Here is an 18,475-nt window from a genome sequence, read left to right on the forward strand (position 1 = left end):
TGATCACCGCTGCGTCGCTATTGATAAATACCGTGAAACCCATAAGCGACATCACAGCCATGAATATTGCTCGCAGGCACGAACGTCATCCGTTGCCTGAGTTCAAGCACGCAGGCCGACGTTCAAGCCGCTGAACACGCGCCCAGCAGGAAGCCGCCTGCGTGCTGATCTGCGCAGGCGGCAGCACCTTGCGGTGCTTCAGAAAGACCAGGATCGCTGCCGCGCCAATGGCTCCGGGTATGGCAAAAACCAGGAAGCTGGCCTGCAACGGCAAGTTTGACCCATGCAATACCCCGCCAAGTACTGGGCCGATGATTGCCCCGGTTCGCCCTATTCCCATTGCCCAGCCCAACCCCGTGGACCGCACATGCGGCGGGTAATACTGCACAGCGCAAGCATTGGCCAGAATTTGAGTGCCGATGGTGCAAGCTCCAGCAATGGCGATCAGCAGATACAGCACCGCCAAAGGCGCCTTTATTGCCAGCAGGCTTAATGACAAGGCGCCGCAGGCAAAGAACATCAGCAAGACCTTGGTGATGCCCACCCGGTCGCCGAGCCAGCCACCTGCGATAGCGCCGACAATGGCGCCACCGTTCAGCACCAGCAGGAACGCCAAGCTCGAATTGAGTCCGTAACCTGCGCTGTTCATTATCTTGGGCAACCACGAACTCAACGCGTACACCATCAACAAGCAGCAGAAGAATGCGACCCACAAGGCCAAGGTGCTGACGAGGCGGCCATCACGGAACAGCTCCCCGATCGAGGCGGTTGAGCCACGCGAAACCGAATGAACTAACTGATCGTCTGCTTCGGGCAAGTAGCTTGGCGTCGTTTGCGCCAACAAGGATTTGGCCCGCTCGATTTGCCCGCTGCGCAGCAGAAAGTCCATCGACTCCGGCAACTGCCGGAGCAGCAGCGGGAGTATCAGCATCGGTATCAAGGCAACGTAGAACACCGCCTGCCATCCCCACTGCGGGATGAACAGCATACCCAGCCCCGCGGATAACATCCCGCCCAGCGAGTAGCCGCTGAACATAATCGCAACCAAGGTGCTGCGTGATTTTTGCGGGGCATATTCATTCATCAAAGCCACGACGTTCGGCATCACGCCACCGATCCCGAGCCCCGCAATGAAGCGACACAGCGCGAAGCCCCCCGGGCTGGATACAAGACCATTCAATGCGGTGACGCCGCTAAACAGCAGCACACATATCATGATGGTCTTACGGCGGCCGACCCGGTCTGAGATTGATCCGAAAAACAAGGCGCCCAACATCATCCCGACCAGCGCACAGCTACCCAGTGCGCCCGCTTGCACTGCACTGAGCCCCCATTCGGTCATTAACGACGGCAACACCACGCCGTAGATCACTAGGTCGTAGCCGTCGAAGATGATGATAAGTGCGCACCAGACCAGAATTCGCGCATGAAAGGTATTGAAACGCGCCCCGTTTATCAGGGCCGAAACGTCGATTGTTCGCATGGCATTGCTCATTCTTGTAATTGTTATGGCGGGGCTTTAACCCCCTTGTTACGCCCTCAGCACCGTGGTGTATCGTTGGACAGTGACCAACAGGCTGAGGTGCGCTGAGGGTCATCATGACCAAGCCGACAGTGGTCTCACATGCAGCGAAACGAATAACAAGTATTTCCAGCCTGAATATTCGTCACCACTTCACACACCTGATGCTGATATGGGAACTGGTTTCATCTATCGCTTAGGGCGAGCGTGCAGGAGCACGGTAGCGTTGACAGTAGTCGGTTGCGCAAAGGTGAGAACCGCCCTAGAGCAATGCTGGGAGGTAGTAGATACCGTCGTGTCTAAGACGGCGGACAAGGTAGTCGACGCTCATTTCAAGGTTCAGATTCTGGGAAGACCTGATCGACTGGGCCGGTTGTAACCCAGTTCGGTACATTACCTGTAACCCATTGCTCAAATTCAAATCGGCACCGAGCCTGTGCCGTTGCTGCAGCATGCTATTTGCCAGGAGGAGGTCAGGCAGCAACCGTCAATGGGTTGCTGCCCTCCTCTGTGTTAAGCCTGAAGCGCGCGCGGACGCAAACTACGTTGCTCTTCGGCAGTTTCAGCTGCCGGTTGCAACTGGAAGTCAAAGGATAGTTCCGCAAAGCGCCCTTCTACACCTCGTTTGGCGGCCAGGCCCGCGTCCTCGATAAAGCGCACTTCCCCGATCAGCCCTTCGCGCGTGGCATAGGCAAAGTCATCCCACAGGTACTTGTCCCCTGATAGGTTGATTTGCGTAGTCAGATGACGGAAACCGGGTGCCGAGATGAAGTAGTGGATATGCGCTGGCCGCTGGCCGTGACGCCCGAGCAGGTTCAGGCATTCCTGAGTCGGCCCCTGCGGGTCACAACCGTACCCTGAAGGAACAATGCTGCGAGCACGGTACCGACCGTCTGCATCGGTAACGATACGACGACGAAGGTTGAACCCCGACTGTGACTTGTCGAAGTACGAGTAGTTACCTTTGGTGTTGGCTTGCCAAAGATCAACGATTGCCCCGGCAATAGGCTTGCCTTGCAAGTCGATGACCTGGCCTTCGATGAACAGGGTAGTGGCGTCGCCGTCTTCAGTGCCGTCGTCCATGCGTGCTTCGCCCTCACACAGCGGAGCGCCGGCAACGTACAGAGGCCCTTCGATGGTACGCGGCGTACCGCCGGTGTGGCCGATCTGTTCATCTCGGGCATCGTTGAGCAAGTCCAGGAAATGCTCGATGCCCAGGCCGGCAATCAGCAACGCGGCTTCGCCACGGCCGCCTAGGCGATTCAGGTAATCGATGGCGCTCCAGAATTCGTCATCGGTGATCTCGAGGTCCTCGATCAGGCGTGCACTGTCCTGGAGGATGCGCAGCAGGATCTGTTTGACGCGGGGGCTGCCCTGATCGTTGTCCAGGCCAGCGGCTTGTTTGAAGAACGCCTGCAACTGGGCGGTTTGAGAAATTTTTACCGTCATGATGGGATCCTCATCTTGTTCTTATGATTCACAACAGAAAGCGTGAAGCTCAGTGGTCATCTTCATGAATCGACGAAGGGTGGCGGCACATGCCAGTCACTTCGATGTCCATGTAGGGGAACAGCGGCAGTTGCATAAGGGTGTCGTGCAGTGCTTCGACGCTTTCCACGTCGAACACACTGAAGTTGGCGTAGTGGCCAGCAATGCGCCACAGATGACGCCACTTGCCCTCGCGCTGCAGGCGCTGGGCCAGTTCCTTCTCGTCAGCCTTCAAACGGGCAGCCAGTTGCGGATCCATGTCCACCGGCAGCTTTACAGTCATCTTCACGTGAAACAGCATTTGCCAAATCTCCTATAGAGGTTTCAAGTACGACGGAATCTGGCCAGGCGTTCTTCATCGAGCATCAGCCCGAGGCCCGGCGTAGCAGGAACGTGCAGTTGGAAGTCGCGGTACACAGGCGCTTCAGTCACGATTTCTTCGGTCAGCAGCAGTGGGCCGAACAACTCGGTGTGCCATTGCAGCTTATCCAGGGTGATGAACGCATGGGCCGATGCCAGAGTGCCCACGGCTCCTTCCAGCATGGTCCCGCCGTACAGTGCAATGCCTGCTGCCTGGGCAATCTGTGCGGTGCGCAGTACCGCGCGAGGGCCGCCATTCTTGGCGATCTTCAGCGCGAAGATACTCGCAGCACCATCGGCCGCCAGACTGAAAGCGTCCTCGACACTTTCAATGGATTCGTCCGCCATGATGGGCGCTGGGCTGCGCTGGTTAAGCCGCACCTGCCCGCTTCGGTTGATCCGCGAAATCGGCTGTTCGATGAGATCGATGCCATTTTCACCCAGCACCTGGCAGCCCTTGATGGCCTGCGACTCGCTCCAGTACTGGTTGACGTCGACACGCACACTGGCGCGCTCGCCCAACGCTTTCTTGATGGCCACCACATGGGCAAGGTCATGCTCCAGAGCATTGGCACCAATCTTGAGTTTGAAAATGCGGTGGCGTCGTTGCTCGAGCATACGCTCGGCTTCTTCGATGTCTTTGCCAGTATCCCCACTCGCAAGGGTCCAGGCCACTTCCAGAGCATCACGTACCCGACCACCCAACAACTCACTCACAGGCAGTCCCAACCGCTTGCCTTGTGCGTCCAGTAACGCCGTTTCCACTGCAGAGCGGGCGAATGTGTTGCCTTTGATTGCCTTGTCCAGGCGCTGCATCGCGGCATTGATGTTCTCTGCGTCCTGACCGATCAGCAAAGGCGCGAAGTAGCTGTCCAGGTTGCTCTTGATGCTTTCTGGGCTTTCATTGCCGTAGGCGAGCCCGCCGATGGTGGTGGCCTCACCGATCCCCTCGATGCCGTCGCTACACAACAAACGAAGGATGACCAGTGTCTGGCCGCGCATGGTGTGCATGGCCAGCTTGTGCGGGCGAATGGTAGGCAAGTCGACGATGATCGTCTCAAGGCGCTCGATTCGGGCTGCTTTCATTTCGGGTTCCATTACGCAAGGTGGAGGCTGGGGTGCGATGCCACTGCATCAATACCCATAGAATCTTGTTTCGTGTACCGTAGGATCGACCCAGCGTATTCATTGAGTCCAATATTGTTTTAATCTCGAACAATACTCAGGAGGTATTGTGGAGCTCAGGCATATTCGTTACTTCCAGGCAGTCGCGGAAACCTTGAATTTCACCCGTGCTGCCGAGCGTCTGAACATCGCCCAACCGCCCCTGAGTCGCCAGGTTCAGCAGTTGGAAGAACATCTGGGCACAGCATTGCTTGAGCGCAGCCGACCACTGCAGATGACCGAAGCAGGCCGGTTTTTCTATGAGCAGAGCGTCACCTTGCTCAAGCAGCTTGAACAGGTATGCGAAAACACCAGGCGTATAGGTGAAGGGCAACGGCAATGGTTTGGCATAGGCTTTGCGCCGTCCACGCTCTATGCCGTACTGCCGGAGCTGATACGTGAACTTCGCCGCGATGCTGACCTTGAGCTAGGGCTGCAAGAGATGACCACCTTGCAGCAGATTGAGGCGCTCAAAAGCGGCCGCATTGACATAGGTTTTGGCCGCATCCATTTCGACGACGCGGCTATACACCAGGAAGTGTTGCGTGAGGACCCTCTTGTAGCTGTGTTGCCTATCGGGCATCACCTGTTAGGCCAACCGATAACACTGGAGCATTTATCGAAGGAACGTTTCGTACTGTATCCAGCCAACCCCAGGCCCAGTTACGCCGACCACGTATTGGCGTTGTTCGCCAACAATGGCATGAGCATACAGGTCTCCCAGTGGGCCAACGAGCTGCAGACAGCACTGGGTCTGGTGGCGGCTGGACTCGGTATTGCCCTTGTTCCCGCCTCTGTCCAGCAGCAGCACCGTGCAGACTTGACCTATGCACGCCTCGAAGAAAGCGAAGCAGTCTCCCCGATCATTCTCAGTCGTCGGGCCAGTGACATCAGTCCCATAACCCAGCGTTGTCTGGCAATCATCTCGACCATCAATCGTTAAGCGACGACGAGGCATCATGGAATTACGCGACCTGGACTTGAACCTGCTGCTGGTGTTCAACCAACTGTTGATCGACCGCAAGGTTTCCACCGCTGCAGAAAATCTTGAGCTGACTCAGCCTGCGATGAGCAATGCGCTCAAGCGACTGCGCACGGCACTGCAGGACGAATTGTTCGTTCGCACCTATCAGGGCATGGAGCCCACGCCTTATGCGTTGCAACTGGCTGAACCGGTGACACTCGCAATTCAAACTTTACGAGACGCGCTCGGTCGACAGGATGTGTTCGACCCTCGCACTTGCAACCGGCGCTTCACCATGGCCATGACCGACATCGGCGAAATCTACTTCATGCCAAAGTTGATGGACGCTTTGGCTGAGCTTGCGCCAGGCTGCACCATCAGCACGCTGCGCAATACCGCCGATACCCTTGCCGAAGGCTTGCAAAACGGGACCATCGATCTGGCGGTCGGGTTGTTGCCCCATTTGCAAGCAGGTTTCTTCCAGCGCCGCCTGTTCCATCATCGCTACGTGTGCCTATGCCGGGCAGGCCACCCCGCCACGCGGGAGCCCTTGACGGTAGAGCGTTTCACCCAATATGACCACGTCAGGGTTGTTGCCGCTAATACAGGTCACGGCGAAGTCGATACTTTCTATTCAAGAGCAGGCGTGGTGCGCAACGTTCGCCTGGAAGTTCCCCACTTCGTTGCAGTGGGCCACATTCTGCAGCGAACCGACCTGCTAGCAACGGTGCCCGAGCGATTCGCGATCAGCTGTGAAGGCCCTTTCGACCTGTGTATATTGCCGCCCCCGGTTGAACTGCCGAACATCGAAATCAACCTGTTCTGGCATGCCCGCTTCAATAAAGACCCCGCCAATCGCTGGCTGCGGCAACTGATGTTCGACCTGTTCTCGGATCACGAAACACCCGTTCGATAGCCATTTAACGGTTGCGTTAGCCTTCACGAGGGATCTGAAGGCCCTCGCCTTAATCGATTTCTCACAGGAACAATGCCGTGCTCAACGTGCGCACCACAGTAGAAACTGATGATCTTGATGTGTTGGTCAAAGCCTTGGCACATCCGATCCGTCGTCAAATACTCACGTGGCTGAAACAGCCTGCTGTGCACTTTCCCGATCAGTCTTATGGGCACGAATTCGGCGTCTGTGCGCAGCAGATCTCACGGCGCTGTGATCTCGCCCAATCGACAATGTCGACACACCTAGCGAAACTGCAAAGGGGTGGGCTGATCCTGGTGAACCGACAAGGACAAAGCAAGTTTTTCAGCCGCAATGAGGCTCTGATCGAAAGCATGCTGAAGGCCTTGCAAGATGCGCTGTAAATAAAAGTGAGCCTCCGTTATCACTCACGGAGGCTCATCCTGCCCAGTGCTGACGCATTGAGTTACCCGCGGTCCGCTGGTAACCGGTTAACCATGAAGTCCACGAAAGCCTTTATCTTGGGCAATGGTTGCCGGCTCGACGGCCACAATATAGTGAAATTGCGCCGATCTGACACATACGCTTCCAACAAAGATACCAGTCGCCCCTGTGCAAGAGCATCGACCAGTATGAAGTCGGGAAGGCAGGCAATACCCTGCCCGGCTTCAGCCATTGCCAGCAAGGGATCGATGGCATTGGCGACCGCACTTTGAGGAAGGTCCAGATGCACGGGTTTGCCGTGTTCGCTCAACGGCCAGGCATCCAGCTTGCCGCTCGAGGGATAGCGATAGTGTAAACACGCGTGACTTACCAACTCCGAGGGACGCTTCGGCGTGCCGCGTTGTTCAAGATAGCCTGGAGTGGCAACGATGCGATGACTGAAACCCTGCAGTCTGCGCATCATCAATCTGGAGTCCTCTACTTCACCTATACGCATGACAGCGTCAAACCCCTCCTCGATCACATTCACCAAGCGATCACTGAAGTCCATCTCCAGCTCCACGGCTGGGTAGGTCTGCTGAAATGCAATCAGGTGGTGCATTAGGCGCATCCCCAGCTGCGGTAAACTCAGTCGCAGCTTACCTTGCGGTTTTGCCGCCGACTGATGCAGTTCGCGCTCAGCCACCTCAAGTTCGGCGAAGATTCGGTGGCAGCGCTCCAGAAATAGCGCGCCTTCTGGTGTAAGGGTGATGGCTCGGGTGGAACGATGAAACAGCCGTACGCCAAGCCGCTCCTCCAGCCGGGCAATGGCTTTGCCGATAGCGGATGAGGACACCTCCAGCCGCCTGCCGGCCTCCGTGAAGCTGCGTGCTTCCGCCGCATAAACAAACGCCCCCAAGGCTCCCATCTGACCCATCATCGCAGACATTATTGCATCCAAATATTCCTTAATGTTCGGAATTGTAGCTTATTTTTCTTCACGATAATCCTCTTTATAGTCGTCCAACCGCTGTTGTCGAGCCTCTGATGATGGGCTCAAACGAATCGACGAGGTAAAGATGAGCTTCAAACATCCATCCGCAACGTTGCCAACCGAACTGTCCAGCCACCGAGGGTTTGCAAGAGTATTCCGCCCCGGGCACCTGACCTTCGGTTTCATTGCGCCTTTGGAGAGTTACCCAGAAACCCCTGGCCCGACACTGGCCAATCACACGGCCATGGCTCAGAAAGTCGATGAGGCGGGGTTCTCCGTCATATGGCTGAGGGACGTTCCCTTCTATGACCCCCATTTTGGCGATGTCGCACAGGTGTTGGATCCCTTGGTCTATGCCGGCTATCTCGCCGCAGTCACCCGCAATATAGCGATCGGTACCGCCGGTATAGTGCTGCCACTGCGCGACCCACTGATCGTTGCAAAGCAGGCTGCAAGTGTCGACCAATTGCTGGGAGGGCGCTTGATTCTGGGCCTTGCGGGCGGTGACCGGCCCATCGAATACCCCGCGTTCGGGGTTGAATTCGATAGCCGCGCCGATCGCTTCCGGGATGCGCTTGCGGTGCTCAGGGCAGCAACGGAACAGGACTGGCCAACAGTGTCTTCGCTGTTTTATGGACAACTCACTGGCAGCCTCGACCTAGTACCCAAACCGTTGGCACCAAGGCTCCCCACCTTGGTTGTGGGCATGGCCGGACAGACGCTGGAGTGGATTGCCGAACACACGGACGGAATGATCGGCTACCTCAATGACCCCATCCGCGTGCCGAGTGTCGTGTCCCAGTGGCAACAGGCTTCTGCCGGAAAACCGTTCAAGCCGTATGGCTACGGAACCTTCTTCGACCTCGATCCAGACCCGAATGCACCACTGCAACAAGGGCGGGTAATGCGTGCCGGCCGTAATACCCTCATCGAATTGTGGTTGCGCCAGCAGGACCAAGGCGTTTCGCATGTCGCCCTGAACTTTAAACCACAACATCGCCCCGCCTCTGAAGTCATCGATGAGCTTGGTGAGTACGTGCTTCCGCATTTCCCTACCCATGTTCCTGCAGGCGCATAACCCATCTCAACGGAGTTTTCACTATGCAACACGCTGTCCATGCGATGGATTTCATCTTTCAGACCAAATTGGGGACCTATCCCCTAGCGGTGCAGTGCGAAATGCTCGCCTCCCTGGGTTACCAGGGCATCACCGTATCGTCCTGGAGCGCTGAGCTCAGGGACTTGCCAAAGGTGAAGCGCGAATGGGGCCTGGACGTAGGTGCCATCTATGCGATCTACCGCCAGGGCCTGGAAGGCCGCCTGATCAACCTGTTCGAAACGCTAGAAGGCTGTAGTTCCATTGAGCTCGCCCTGCACTCCGGTGACAGCGTTCAAGACCATGACCTGCACATGCTCGAGCGGCTGCTGCCGATCTGCGAGCAACGCGGCATCCAGATCGCGCTGTATCCGCATATCCGTTACGGCATGCAGACGACCCGCGAGGCTGTTGAACTGTGCGAGCGTTTCGATCACGCCAATCTTGGCATCGTCTTCAACGGCTACCACTGGTATGCCTGCCAGGAAGGGGCACTGGAGCAAAGACTGGATGCCGTCATGCCTTGGCTGCGTCAGGTGAACATTGCAGGTTGCCGCCTCTCTCCACTCGGTTGGGGAGGAGCGGCAACCATCGAGCCCTTGGATGAGGGGGAGATGGACAACTTCGTGTTGCTCGGCGCGCTGGAGCGCCGCGGTTACAAAGGCCGCTATGGGTTCCTAGGGTGGGAAAGCATGGGCGGCGATGTGCATGGCAATCTGCTGCGCTCGCTCACGGCATTCCGCTCCATGGAAGAGCGTCTGGCGCGTAATCCGCACTGGGCACTTATGACCGATCTTCCACGCTGACGCAGCGGTAACTGATGAACGCCATGAACAACCCCATCCACGCGCTCGACTCCTTTTTCTATACCTCAATGGGGGTATACAGCTTCCAGTCACAATGCGAGATGGTCGCTGAAGTCGGCTATGACGCAATAACCGTGGCGGCCTGGAGCGGACACCCACTGACCGATTTGAAACTGCTGCCGCAGGTGAAGGCAAAGCATGGGCTGGATGTAGCAGCCCTGTATTTGGTGCTGCATGAAGGGCGCAATGATCACCTGGTCAAGCAAATCGTCGAGTCAGTCGAGGGCGTGCAACTCATCGAATTGGCCATTCAAACCTCGATCAACGGCGTAAAGGCGATACTGCAGTCCATCGAGCGCTTGTTGCCTATTGTCGAGCGCAGGGGGCTAAAGCTAGCGCTTTACCCACATCGCAATCATGTCACCGAGACCACATCCCAAGTCGTAGAGGTGTGTCGATTTTTCGATCATCCTCAACTCGGCGCAGTCTTCAATGGCTACCACTGGTATGCCAGCCAAGAAGGCGACCTGCAAGGGCGTCTTGACGCCATGAAGCCTTGGCTGATGCAAGTGACCACCTCAGGGTCGACCCTTTCACAATTGGGGTGGGGAGGTGTTGCGACCATGGAACCGCCAGACCGGGGGGAACTGGACAACTTCGCATTGCTGGGTGCCCTTCAACGCATGGGATACAACGGCCGGATCGGTCTTCTCGGCTGGGATTACTGCGGTGACGTCTATATCAAGCTTCAGCGATCGCTCAAAGCCATGCGCGGCATCCAGCAGCGCCTGGCAGAACACCCAACCTGGGCAGACATCCCGCTCGCTCGCTAACGCTCTGGGTGCCGAGCAGCGATGCCTGGCGCCCGCCTCTTCTACAAGGAGCTCTCATGACTGCACTCTCAGTACTTGACCTGATGATGATCGGTGAAGGCAACACCTTTTCCGATACGCTCGAAGGCGCCCGGTTGCTGGCCCGGCACGTCGAGCAGCACGGCTATCGCCGTTACTGGATCGCCGAACACCACGACTTGCCAGGCATCGGCTCGATGGCCACACCGTTGATTATCCAGCACCTGGCGGCGTCGACTTCGACCCTGCGCGTCGGCGCGGGCGGCATCATGTTGCCGAATCATTCGCCGCTGATCGTTGCTGAGCAGTTCGGTACGTTGCATACGCTTTTTCCCGACCGGATCGACCTCGGTGTAGGCCGTGCTGCTGGCAGCGGCGGTCCTACCATTCGTGCCATCCGCGGCTTGGCGCAAGAGCGCGACTTCGCCCAGGACGTTGCCCGGCTGATCAATTACTTGCAAAACAATGGGCGCGAGCCAGTAAGTGCCCTTCCAGGGCGCCATGACGTACCGGTATGGGTGCTGGGCTCTGGCATGCAGGGCGCAGACCTGGCTGCGAAGATGGGGCTTCCCTACGCGTTCGCTTCACACTTCGCACCGCAGATGCTGATGCAGGCACTCGAGCATTACCGCACGAGCTTTCGCCCCTCCGAGTTCCTCGCCAAGCCCTACACCATGGCAGGAGTGAACGTGATTGCCGCACAAACACGAGCGCAAGCGCATTGGCTGGCGAGTTCACACCAGCAATGGGTGGTGAAGCTGCACGCAGGGCGGGCCGGGTTACTGCCAATGCCTGAAGAAGGGTATCTGAACAAGATCTCCGATTACGACCGGGAAGGTTTGAATCAGGCCATGGCCTGCTCTGCAATCGGGGACATCGACGACGTGGGCACCTGGCTTCGTCAGTTCATCGCCACCACGCAAGTCGATGAACTGATGATCGATGCGCGAATCCATGACCCTGTAGCACGCTGCCGATCCTATCAGTTGGCTGTACAGTCCATTGCAGACCTGCTGAACGATTGAAAAACTTGGGCTCGAGCGGGAGAAATCCCGCTCATATTCCTACCCTCAGAGAATGTCGTCCACCACCCCGCCATCCACGCGAAGCGCAGCGCCGCTGGTGGCAGAAGCAAGCGTCGAACAGACGTAGACCACCATGTTGGCGACCTCTTCCACAGTCGCCGCGCGCTGAATCAAGGAAGTGGGACGATGCGACATGACGAAATCGGCTGCCAGCAGCCATTTGGCCAAGCCGCGGGATAGCGCCAGTTGAGCCGTTTTCGACGGCTCCGTAATTGACCATAATTCCTTTAAAATCCGAAATTGGCAGCAATTTAGTCTACCTTCTGGGTATTTCAGTCTTGCCAAGGCGGCGAGGCAAAACGTTCAGCCAGGAAGTTGATGAGCGCGCGAACTTTGGGTGACAGGTGTTTGCGTGTCGGGTAGACAATGTAGACACCCAGTTCAACTGACTTGTACTCAGGCAACACCTCCACCAAAACCCCCGTGCTCAGGTCATTGCTGACCATGAAGCTCGGCTGCAAAGAAATACCGCCCCCTGCGACCGTGATGCTGCGACAGGTATCGCCATTGTTGCAGCGCACCGTCGACCGGGTGCGTACACTCTCGGGGCCAGAGGGCCCTGTAAAATGCCACTCATTACCGCTCGAAAAGTTCGTGTAGGCAATTGCACCGTGTTGTTCCAGGTCCGACAGGGTGGTTATGGCGGGGTGACTCGCCAGGTAATCGGGCGAAGCGCAAAGGCGCATCCGTGTCCCGGCAAGACGCCGACCAATAAGCGACGAACTTTCCATTCGGGCAATGCGCACCGCCGCGTCGAAGCCTTCGTCAACCAGGTCCACTTGTCTGTCGTTGAGGCTGATGTCCAACTCGATTTTTGGATAAAGCCGCATGAAGTCCGCCCAGACTGGCGCAAGGTGGAGTACACCAAAACTCAAAGGCGCATTGACCCGCAGCACGCCGGTGGGCTCCGGCGAGGCTGAAGTGACCGCCTCCTCTGCCTGATCCATCAATGCCAGCACTTCCCGCGCCTGGTGATAGAACTGCCTGCCTTCATCCGTCAACGAGAGCCGCCGGGTAGTGCGCTGAATCAACCGCACCCCAAGCCGCTCTTCCAGCGCATTGACATGACGCGATACTGCGGCCTTGGACATGTCCAGGGGTTCTGCAGCGCCGACAAAATTGCCCTTGTCGACCACAGTGCAAAACACCTGCATTTCGAGTGCACGATCCATTTTTGTCTCACTAAGTGGAACTGTAAGTCACATAAATATGAGTTTATCCCAAAATTCAAGCCTATAGACTGTGCTCGTCGGCCTTGTCCAGGCCGATCAAATGCATCAATTACCTAATTTCAAAAGCGGATACTCATCATGATTGACACTCGCACCGCCCCCTACGCCGCCCTTGCCATGCGACTGGCCCTGGGCATCATGTTCATTGCACACGGCCTGACCAAGGTTTTCGTATTCACCCCTTCGGGCACTGCAGGTTTCTTCGAATCGATCGGCTTCCCGGGCTTTCTGGCATACCCGGTCATGGCGTTCGAAGTCATCGGCGGCCTGATGCTGGTGCTGGGTGTCTATGCTCGCTGGGTAGCTTGCGTAGCCGTGATTCAGCTGTTCGTTGCCGCTACCGTTCACTTCGGTAATGGCTGGAGCTTCACCAACGCAAACGGCGGCTGGGAGTATCCGATTTACTTGACCATCAGTGCTTTGGTCGTTGCCCTGTTGGGTGATGGCGCATACGCAGCCAAACCCGCAGTGAAAGCGTGAGCTGACTGCAAGCTCAACGCCACCTTCCCTTTCTGCTAATCACGCTTTGCCCGGCCAGGTTCTCGCTCCCGTGTTCCCTTGGCCGGGATTTTCTTTTCGCCCCGCTTGAAAGATTTGTATCTCTCCGTAGAAGGTAGAGATAAATTCTACAAATATTGGATTTATAGGCAGTTTATCGTTATCAATTTCTACACTACGATGAATCCACAGTTGATTCGAGAGCAGACACTACTTTCCTAGCTTGCCTCAGCTGCTGACTTAACGTCTGCCCTCTTCCCGTCAGCAAGCTTTGAGGTACTCGTCCAATCACTATTCAAAAGGATTGTTCCTATGCCCGTAGTACGTGTCAGCTGGTTCGAAGGCAAAGACCATGCACAAAAAGCCACTGTTGCCGCAGACATCACCGAGACGATCGTCAAAAACACCGGCACACCGGCAGAGTACATCTACGTAATCTTTGAAGACGTCAAACCATCGGATTGGGCTGGCGCAGGCAAGTTGTTCGCAGACGATCCTGAGAACACTTGAACCGTGTGAACACTCTCGCGCCGTTAGAGAGTGACGGCGCGCTCCCATCCAGGCCAGATCATCGCCCACGACGAATTCATCCCATGCATCCCTACATCTCCTGCCTTTTTACCCTTGCCGTTAAACCGACCGATTTTCCGGAATTCAAAGCGCTGATCAGCAAGATCGTTGCAGTGACCAAGCAAGAACCTGGCACGCTCGTTTACGAATACAGCGTCAATGAAGACACCAACACCGTCCATATTTTGGAGCGTTACAACGCTGATGCAGTCGTCAGCCATGTGGACACCACCTTCGCCCCCTTCGGTGAGCGCTTTCTCGAGCTCTGCACAGTGAAAGGTTTGGTCGTTTATGGCACCCCGGATGCTGAAATCCGCAAACGCCTCGACCCCTTCGGCGCTGTGTACATGACACCTTTCGATGGCTTCAGCCGTTAACCGTTTTATTCAAGGAGTTCTTCATGTCGACGATTGCTCAAGCCATCAGGTCGCGCACTTCCGTCAACCAGTACGACACCGAGCGTGGCTTGACTGACCAAGAGATCGCAAACCTGGTTGAACTGGCAACACTTGCGCCCTCGGCGTTCAATTCACAGAACTGGCGTTTTCTGGCGGTGCGAAGCCCAGAAGAAAAAGCCCGACTACTGCCCTTGGCGTTCGGTCAACAGAAGGTAGTGGACGCTGCTGTGACGTTCATCGTGTGCGGCACACTCGCCCCCCATGAGTCGCTGCCATCAGCACTGGAGCCCGCACGCAATGCCGGCATTATCGACCAGTCGGTCTATGACATGTGGGTCCAGGCCGCTAAGGGCATGTACCAAGACAACCTACAACTGCAGCGTGACGAGGCTATCCGCTCGGGTTCGCTCGCAGCAATGACCTTGATGCTGGCAGCTCAGGGTCAAGGCTTGGCGTCAACCCCGATGATTGGTTTCGATGCCGCTGCGGTAGCCAAAGCATTCGGCCTCACGGCGAATGACGTCCCTGTGATGCTGGTTACTGTCGGCTACCCCGGTGCCTCCAACTGGCCTCAGAAGCCCCGTAAAGCGGTGCATGAGGTTCTGGAACTGGTTTGACCGCAAAGCCCCTCTATTCGCCGGTAGAGGGGCGACTCGGTGTGGCTAGATCCGACTTTATACCTGACCCTGCGAGGACCGTATCTTGAGATTCCCCATCGACAGGCTATCGCTCCGATCACTCATTGGAGACGACTTCCACCTCCCTCACGAAATCGCTGGCCAACCCCTGCGGCCTGCCGATTTTCAAGCGCTGACGATCAGCAGCTTTCGCACCAGTGACAATGTCCATCTGAGCTACTGGGAAGCCGGTAGCGGCCGTCCCTTGATCTTCATTCCTGGATGGTCGGCCAACGGCGCGCTGTATTTCCACCTCATGCACATCCTTAGCAAGCATTATCACGTATATGTGCTAGACGTACGTAACCAGGGCCTTTCGCAGCGCGTTGCCCATGGCACTCGCATCTCTCGCTTCGCAATGGACGTGAAAGAATTCGCCGAGCATCTGCACATCGCCCAGGCAGACTTTTGCGGCTGGTCAATGGGCGCCTCCGTGATGTGGGCCTACATCGACCTGTTCGGCACCCAAGGCATCCGCACCCTGAGTATTATCGACCAAGCGCCTTCGATCTATTGCCATGCGGACTGGTCGGAACAGGAGCGTCTTGAAGCTGGTGCGTTCACGACTTCTGTTGAACGCATGATCGCGTCGTATACGAGCATGGCCCCAACCAACCAGTTGATTTCGGCCAACCATGTCTTCGAGCGTGCCATGGCACTCGACTCTCCCTACTATCACAATGCGATGAACCTTTTACAGGCAGTCGTCGACGACGACATGGCCTTCACTGGGCGCGTGCTCTTCGACCATGCCACCAACGATTGGCGTGATGTCATCCGCACGAAAATCGATGTACCGACTGCAATTTTCTCGGGTGAGTACAGTGACTGGCTGGAAAGCCAGCGATGGATGAGCGGCGTGATCCCAGGCGCAGTTCTGCATGTCTATACCAAAGCCGAGCACGGCGACCATTTCCTGGCCTTCAAGAACCCAGAGAAATTCAGCGCCGATCTGCACGCTTTCATAGCGGGCGCCTCTTCATAAATAAAGATCGCCACCTAGTAATCATTCTTGCCAGCTCCCATGTGAGCTGCGCATCTGAAATCAACTGCGAAATTGCCCCAAGAAAGCCAAGGCCCGATGGTCTTGGCTTTTCTGTTTCAGTCATGTCAATAATCTCGTTTAGTGAGACTATTAATCACATTAAGGCAGGTTTATCTCATTTTAATGGCCTATAGAATGACCTGATCGAAACGCAAACCAACGATCAGAGGTAGCTATGAAAATCACAGTAATTGGTACCGGCAACATGGGTTCGGGTTTTGCAAAGCAGCTCTCCAACGCGGGTCACACCGTACGTGTCACCGGCCGCGACCTCGCAAAAGCGCAAGCCTTGGCAGATCAGTATCCGAATGTCACTGCGTACGCCGCATCCGAAGCCTTGGGCGACAGCGATGCCGTGATCATTGCGACGGCCTACGACGATGCAGTTCCTGCATTGCACGGCTTGGGCGACCTAACCGGTAAGGTGGTCATCGATATAACCAACCCACTGAGCGCCGATTACATGTCGCTGACCATTGGCCACTCATCCAGCGCTGCTGAAGAAATCGCCAAGGCGGTACCACAGGCGCACATCGTCAAAGCCTTCAACACCCTGTTCGCCCAAGTGCTTGCCGACGGCCCTGAATTCGCCGACAGCCAACGGGGCACCGTGTTTGTTGCCGCCGACCATGAGCGTGCCAAACAAACCGCGATCGCGCTGGCTCAAAGCATGGGCTGGAACACCGTTGACGCCGGTGGACTGGTTAATGCGCGGTATCTGGAGCCTCTGGCCGGGCTCAACATCTATCTCGGCTATGGCGCAGGCCTGGGCACGTCTATTGCCCCGGTGTGGTTGAGCAAGTAAACGTTTTTTGAGGATATGCCATGAACACGCCTTTACCTGTTCTCTTTGTGTCTCATGGGGCTCCCATGTTCGCAATCGAGCCCGGCCAAGCAGGGGATCAACTGACCAAGCTCGGTCGCGAGCTGACGCAACCGCGCGCCATTGTGGTCATCTCGCCGCACTGGATGACCCGCGGCGAGGTCTGTGTCACTGCGAGCACTCATCCAGAAACCATCCATGATTTCGGTGGTTTTCCGGACGCGCTGTACGAGCTGCAGTATCCCGCACCAGGTGCACCGTCTCTGGCGCAGGAGATCGTAGATCTGTTGGGCGATGCCGGCTGGAAGGCACGGCTGGACGCCCGCCGCGGGCTCGATCATGGCGCATGGGTACCGCTACTTTACCTGGCGCCCGAAGCATTCACGCCTGTGATCCAGGTATCCATGCCCATGCCAATGGATACTCATAGCGCGTTGAAGCTGGGCCAGGCATTGAAGCCCTTGCGCGACATGAACGTGCTAATTGTCGCGTCGGGCAGCCTGACCCATAACCTGTACGAATTCAGAGGCGCAACTACTCACGGCGAAGCATACGTCAAACAATTTGCCGCCTGGACAGCGCAAGTGCTCGAGGCCGGAGATACCGCACAAGTCCTAGATTACCGCCGCCTGGCGCCTGGCGCCGAGCGAGCCCATCCAACCGACGAGCACTTTCTGCCGTTGCTCATTGCCTTGGGCGCCGCAGGTGAAACCTACCATGCACGGATATTGGAGGGGGGTATCACCTATGGGGTGCTGGCGATGGACAGTTATCTCTTTTCCTCGGTAGCCCAAGCGCACATCGAGCCGACTCAGTTCAACAGAGGCAATGCCAACCATGCGTGACACCACGTTCTCCGACCCCGCCCGCGAACCGGGTACGGGTCTGATTTTCCGTAAGGCCTGCACCACTTCGTCGCCGAAAGGGCGCCTGATCCTGCTGCACGGAGTAGGTTCAAATGAAGCCAATCTGGCAAGCTTGGCCGCCTCGCTGCCCGAAGAGCTGGAAGTGATTCTGCTTCGAGGTCCGTTGCAGCTCAGCCCGCAAGGATTTGCCTGGTTCCAGGTGACATTTACCAATGACGGTCCCTCGTACAATGAAGTGCAGGCTGAGACGAGCCGGCAACTGCTCCTACGCTTCATTGATGCCCTTCCCGCATTGCCGACTGTGATTGCCGGCTTCAGCCAAGGCGGCATCATGAGTGCCAGCGTCGCCCTAACCGAGCCCGAGCGAGTCGCAGGCTTTGCAATTCTCAGCGGCCGTATACTCCGTGAACTGGCCCCCATCATCGCCGAGCCGAATCGCCGCAAGCATCTGCACGCATTCATTGCCCACGGCCATGAAGACAACGTGCTGCCGGAGCGCTGGGCGAAGGAAGCCGACGCCTGGCTGAGCACACTGGGGGTCGCTCACGAAACGCACTACTACAACATGGGTCACGAAATCGTTGCGCCAGAGCTGGCTGACTTCTCGCAATGGCTGGACAACACCTTTGCACTCCCCCCTTTACGTTGAGCACTCGGGTATCCTTTTGGGTAGCACTCACGTCTACCTGGTAAGTCT

21 protein-coding genes and 1 pseudogene are annotated in these 18,475 nt (G+C 56.8%); 15 read left to right on the forward strand and 7 right to left on the reverse strand.

The features are described from left to right. Positions 1-85 precede the first annotated feature (85 nt). From ACZ9H3_RS04310 to ACZ9H3_RS04325, 4 genes are all read right to left on the reverse strand, one after another. Positions 86-1,483 carry an MFS transporter gene (locus tag ACZ9H3_RS04310; protein WP_476219787.1) on the reverse strand — a complete coding sequence of 466 codons (1,398 nt, stop codon included), beginning with the start codon at positions 1,481-1,483 and terminating at the stop codon, positions 86-88. 552 nt (positions 1,484-2,035) lie between these two features. Next, positions 2,036-2,971 carry a catechol 1,2-dioxygenase gene (catA, locus tag ACZ9H3_RS04315; RefSeq protein WP_476219789.1) on the reverse strand — a complete coding sequence of 312 codons (936 nt, stop codon included), beginning with the start codon at positions 2,969-2,971 and terminating at the stop codon, positions 2,036-2,038. 49 nt (positions 2,972-3,020) lie between these two features. Further along, entirely contained in the window at positions 3,021-3,311 is a 291-nt protein-coding gene (gene catC / locus ACZ9H3_RS04320; RefSeq protein WP_476219791.1) for a muconolactone Delta-isomerase, read from the reverse strand. Between the two features lie 23 nt (positions 3,312-3,334). After that, on the reverse strand, positions 3,335-4,456 hold the full coding sequence (locus ACZ9H3_RS04325; RefSeq protein ID WP_476219793.1) for a muconate cycloisomerase family protein: 1,122 nt from the start codon (positions 4,454-4,456) through the stop codon (positions 3,335-3,337). A gap of 148 nt (positions 4,457-4,604) precedes the next feature. Between ACZ9H3_RS04325 and ACZ9H3_RS04330 the strand changes: the two genes are divergently transcribed. The 3 genes from ACZ9H3_RS04330 (at position 4,605) to ACZ9H3_RS04340 (ending at position 6,818) form a co-directional block, all read left to right on the forward strand. Beyond that, positions 4,605-5,477 (forward strand): LysR family transcriptional regulator, encoded by an 873-nt coding sequence (locus ACZ9H3_RS04330; RefSeq protein WP_476219795.1) that lies wholly within the window; start codon positions 4,605-4,607, stop codon positions 5,475-5,477. A gap of 16 nt (positions 5,478-5,493) precedes the next feature. Beyond that, a complete protein-coding gene (locus tag ACZ9H3_RS04335) occupies positions 5,494-6,414 on the forward strand; it encodes a LysR family transcriptional regulator (RefSeq protein WP_476219797.1) in 921 nt (306 codons plus the stop codon). A 77-nt stretch (positions 6,415-6,491) separates the two neighbouring features. Beyond that, positions 6,492-6,818 (forward strand): ArsR/SmtB family transcription factor, encoded by a 327-nt coding sequence (locus ACZ9H3_RS04340; protein WP_476219799.1) that lies wholly within the window; start codon positions 6,492-6,494, stop codon positions 6,816-6,818. A gap of 62 nt (positions 6,819-6,880) precedes the next feature. On the opposite strand, the gene ACZ9H3_RS04345 is transcribed toward ACZ9H3_RS04340, so the two are convergent. Next, positions 6,881-7,774, reverse strand: coding sequence for a LysR family transcriptional regulator (locus ACZ9H3_RS04345; protein WP_476222694.1), 894 nt, complete (start codon positions 7,772-7,774; stop codon positions 6,881-6,883). Between the two features lie 142 nt (positions 7,775-7,916). Here ACZ9H3_RS04345 and ACZ9H3_RS04350 point away from each other — a divergent pair, with 142 nt between their 5' ends. From ACZ9H3_RS04350 to ACZ9H3_RS04365, 4 genes are read left to right on the forward strand one after another with little or no spacing between them, the layout of a single operon-like run. Beyond that, positions 7,917-8,909, forward strand: a complete 993-nt coding sequence (locus tag ACZ9H3_RS04350) for an LLM class oxidoreductase (protein ID WP_476219801.1) — start codon at positions 7,917-7,919, stop codon at positions 8,907-8,909. A gap of 23 nt (positions 8,910-8,932) precedes the next feature. Next, the gene (locus ACZ9H3_RS04355; RefSeq protein WP_476219803.1) at positions 8,933-9,733 is read left to right on the forward strand and encodes a sugar phosphate isomerase/epimerase family protein; all 801 of its coding nucleotides are present in this window, start codon (positions 8,933-8,935) and stop codon (positions 9,731-9,733) included. Between the two features lie 23 nt (positions 9,734-9,756). Then, entirely contained in the window at positions 9,757-10,566 is an 810-nt protein-coding gene (locus ACZ9H3_RS04360; RefSeq protein WP_454242196.1) for a sugar phosphate isomerase/epimerase family protein, read from the forward strand. A gap of 56 nt (positions 10,567-10,622) precedes the next feature. Next, on the forward strand, positions 10,623-11,609 hold the full coding sequence (locus ACZ9H3_RS04365; protein WP_476219805.1) for an LLM class flavin-dependent oxidoreductase: 987 nt from the start codon (positions 10,623-10,625) through the stop codon (positions 11,607-11,609). Between the two features lie 45 nt (positions 11,610-11,654). Here ACZ9H3_RS04365 and ACZ9H3_RS04370 read toward each other — a convergent pair. Next, positions 11,655-11,870, reverse strand: a pseudogene (locus ACZ9H3_RS04370) (SDR family oxidoreductase); the annotation flags it as partial. Between the two features lie 71 nt (positions 11,871-11,941). After that, the gene (locus ACZ9H3_RS04375) at positions 11,942-12,841 is read right to left on the reverse strand and encodes a LysR family transcriptional regulator (RefSeq protein ID WP_330522556.1); all 900 of its coding nucleotides are present in this window, start codon (positions 12,839-12,841) and stop codon (positions 11,942-11,944) included. A gap of 138 nt (positions 12,842-12,979) precedes the next feature. Between ACZ9H3_RS04375 and ACZ9H3_RS04380 the strand changes: the two genes are divergently transcribed. From ACZ9H3_RS04380 to ACZ9H3_RS04415, 8 genes are all read left to right on the forward strand, one after another. Then, positions 12,980-13,381 (forward strand): DoxX family protein, encoded by a 402-nt coding sequence (locus tag ACZ9H3_RS04380; protein WP_330522555.1) that lies wholly within the window; start codon positions 12,980-12,982, stop codon positions 13,379-13,381. 330 nt (positions 13,382-13,711) lie between these two features. Continuing rightward, positions 13,712-13,909, forward strand: coding sequence for a tautomerase family protein (locus tag ACZ9H3_RS04385; RefSeq protein WP_330522554.1), 198 nt, complete (start codon positions 13,712-13,714; stop codon positions 13,907-13,909). An 83-nt stretch (positions 13,910-13,992) separates the two neighbouring features. Beyond that, positions 13,993-14,346, forward strand: a complete 354-nt coding sequence (locus tag ACZ9H3_RS04390) for a putative quinol monooxygenase (protein WP_330522553.1) — start codon at positions 13,993-13,995, stop codon at positions 14,344-14,346. A 23-nt stretch (positions 14,347-14,369) separates the two neighbouring features. Continuing rightward, positions 14,370-14,984: a nitroreductase family protein gene (locus ACZ9H3_RS04395; RefSeq protein WP_476219808.1), complete on the forward strand. Its 615-nt coding sequence runs from the start codon at positions 14,370-14,372 to the stop codon at positions 14,982-14,984. A gap of 85 nt (positions 14,985-15,069) precedes the next feature. Continuing rightward, on the forward strand, positions 15,070-16,029 hold the full coding sequence (locus ACZ9H3_RS04400) for an alpha/beta fold hydrolase (RefSeq protein ID WP_476219810.1): 960 nt from the start codon (positions 15,070-15,072) through the stop codon (positions 16,027-16,029). Positions 16,030-16,264: 235 nt separating this feature from the next. Continuing rightward, complete coding sequence (locus ACZ9H3_RS04405) at positions 16,265-16,894, forward strand: NADPH-dependent F420 reductase (protein WP_476219812.1); 630 nt, start codon at positions 16,265-16,267, stop codon at positions 16,892-16,894. A gap of 20 nt (positions 16,895-16,914) precedes the next feature. Continuing rightward, positions 16,915-17,757: a DODA-type extradiol aromatic ring-opening family dioxygenase gene (locus tag ACZ9H3_RS04410; RefSeq protein WP_476219814.1), complete on the forward strand. Its 843-nt coding sequence runs from the start codon at positions 16,915-16,917 to the stop codon at positions 17,755-17,757. Beyond that, complete coding sequence (locus tag ACZ9H3_RS04415) at positions 17,750-18,427, forward strand: alpha/beta hydrolase (RefSeq protein WP_476219815.1); 678 nt, start codon at positions 17,750-17,752, stop codon at positions 18,425-18,427. Before ACZ9H3_RS04410 ends, ACZ9H3_RS04415 begins: the two co-directional genes overlap by 8 nt. Positions 18,428-18,475: the final 48 nt, after the last annotated feature.

It is taken from the genome of Pseudomonas sp. TE3910 (assembly GCF_056279025.1).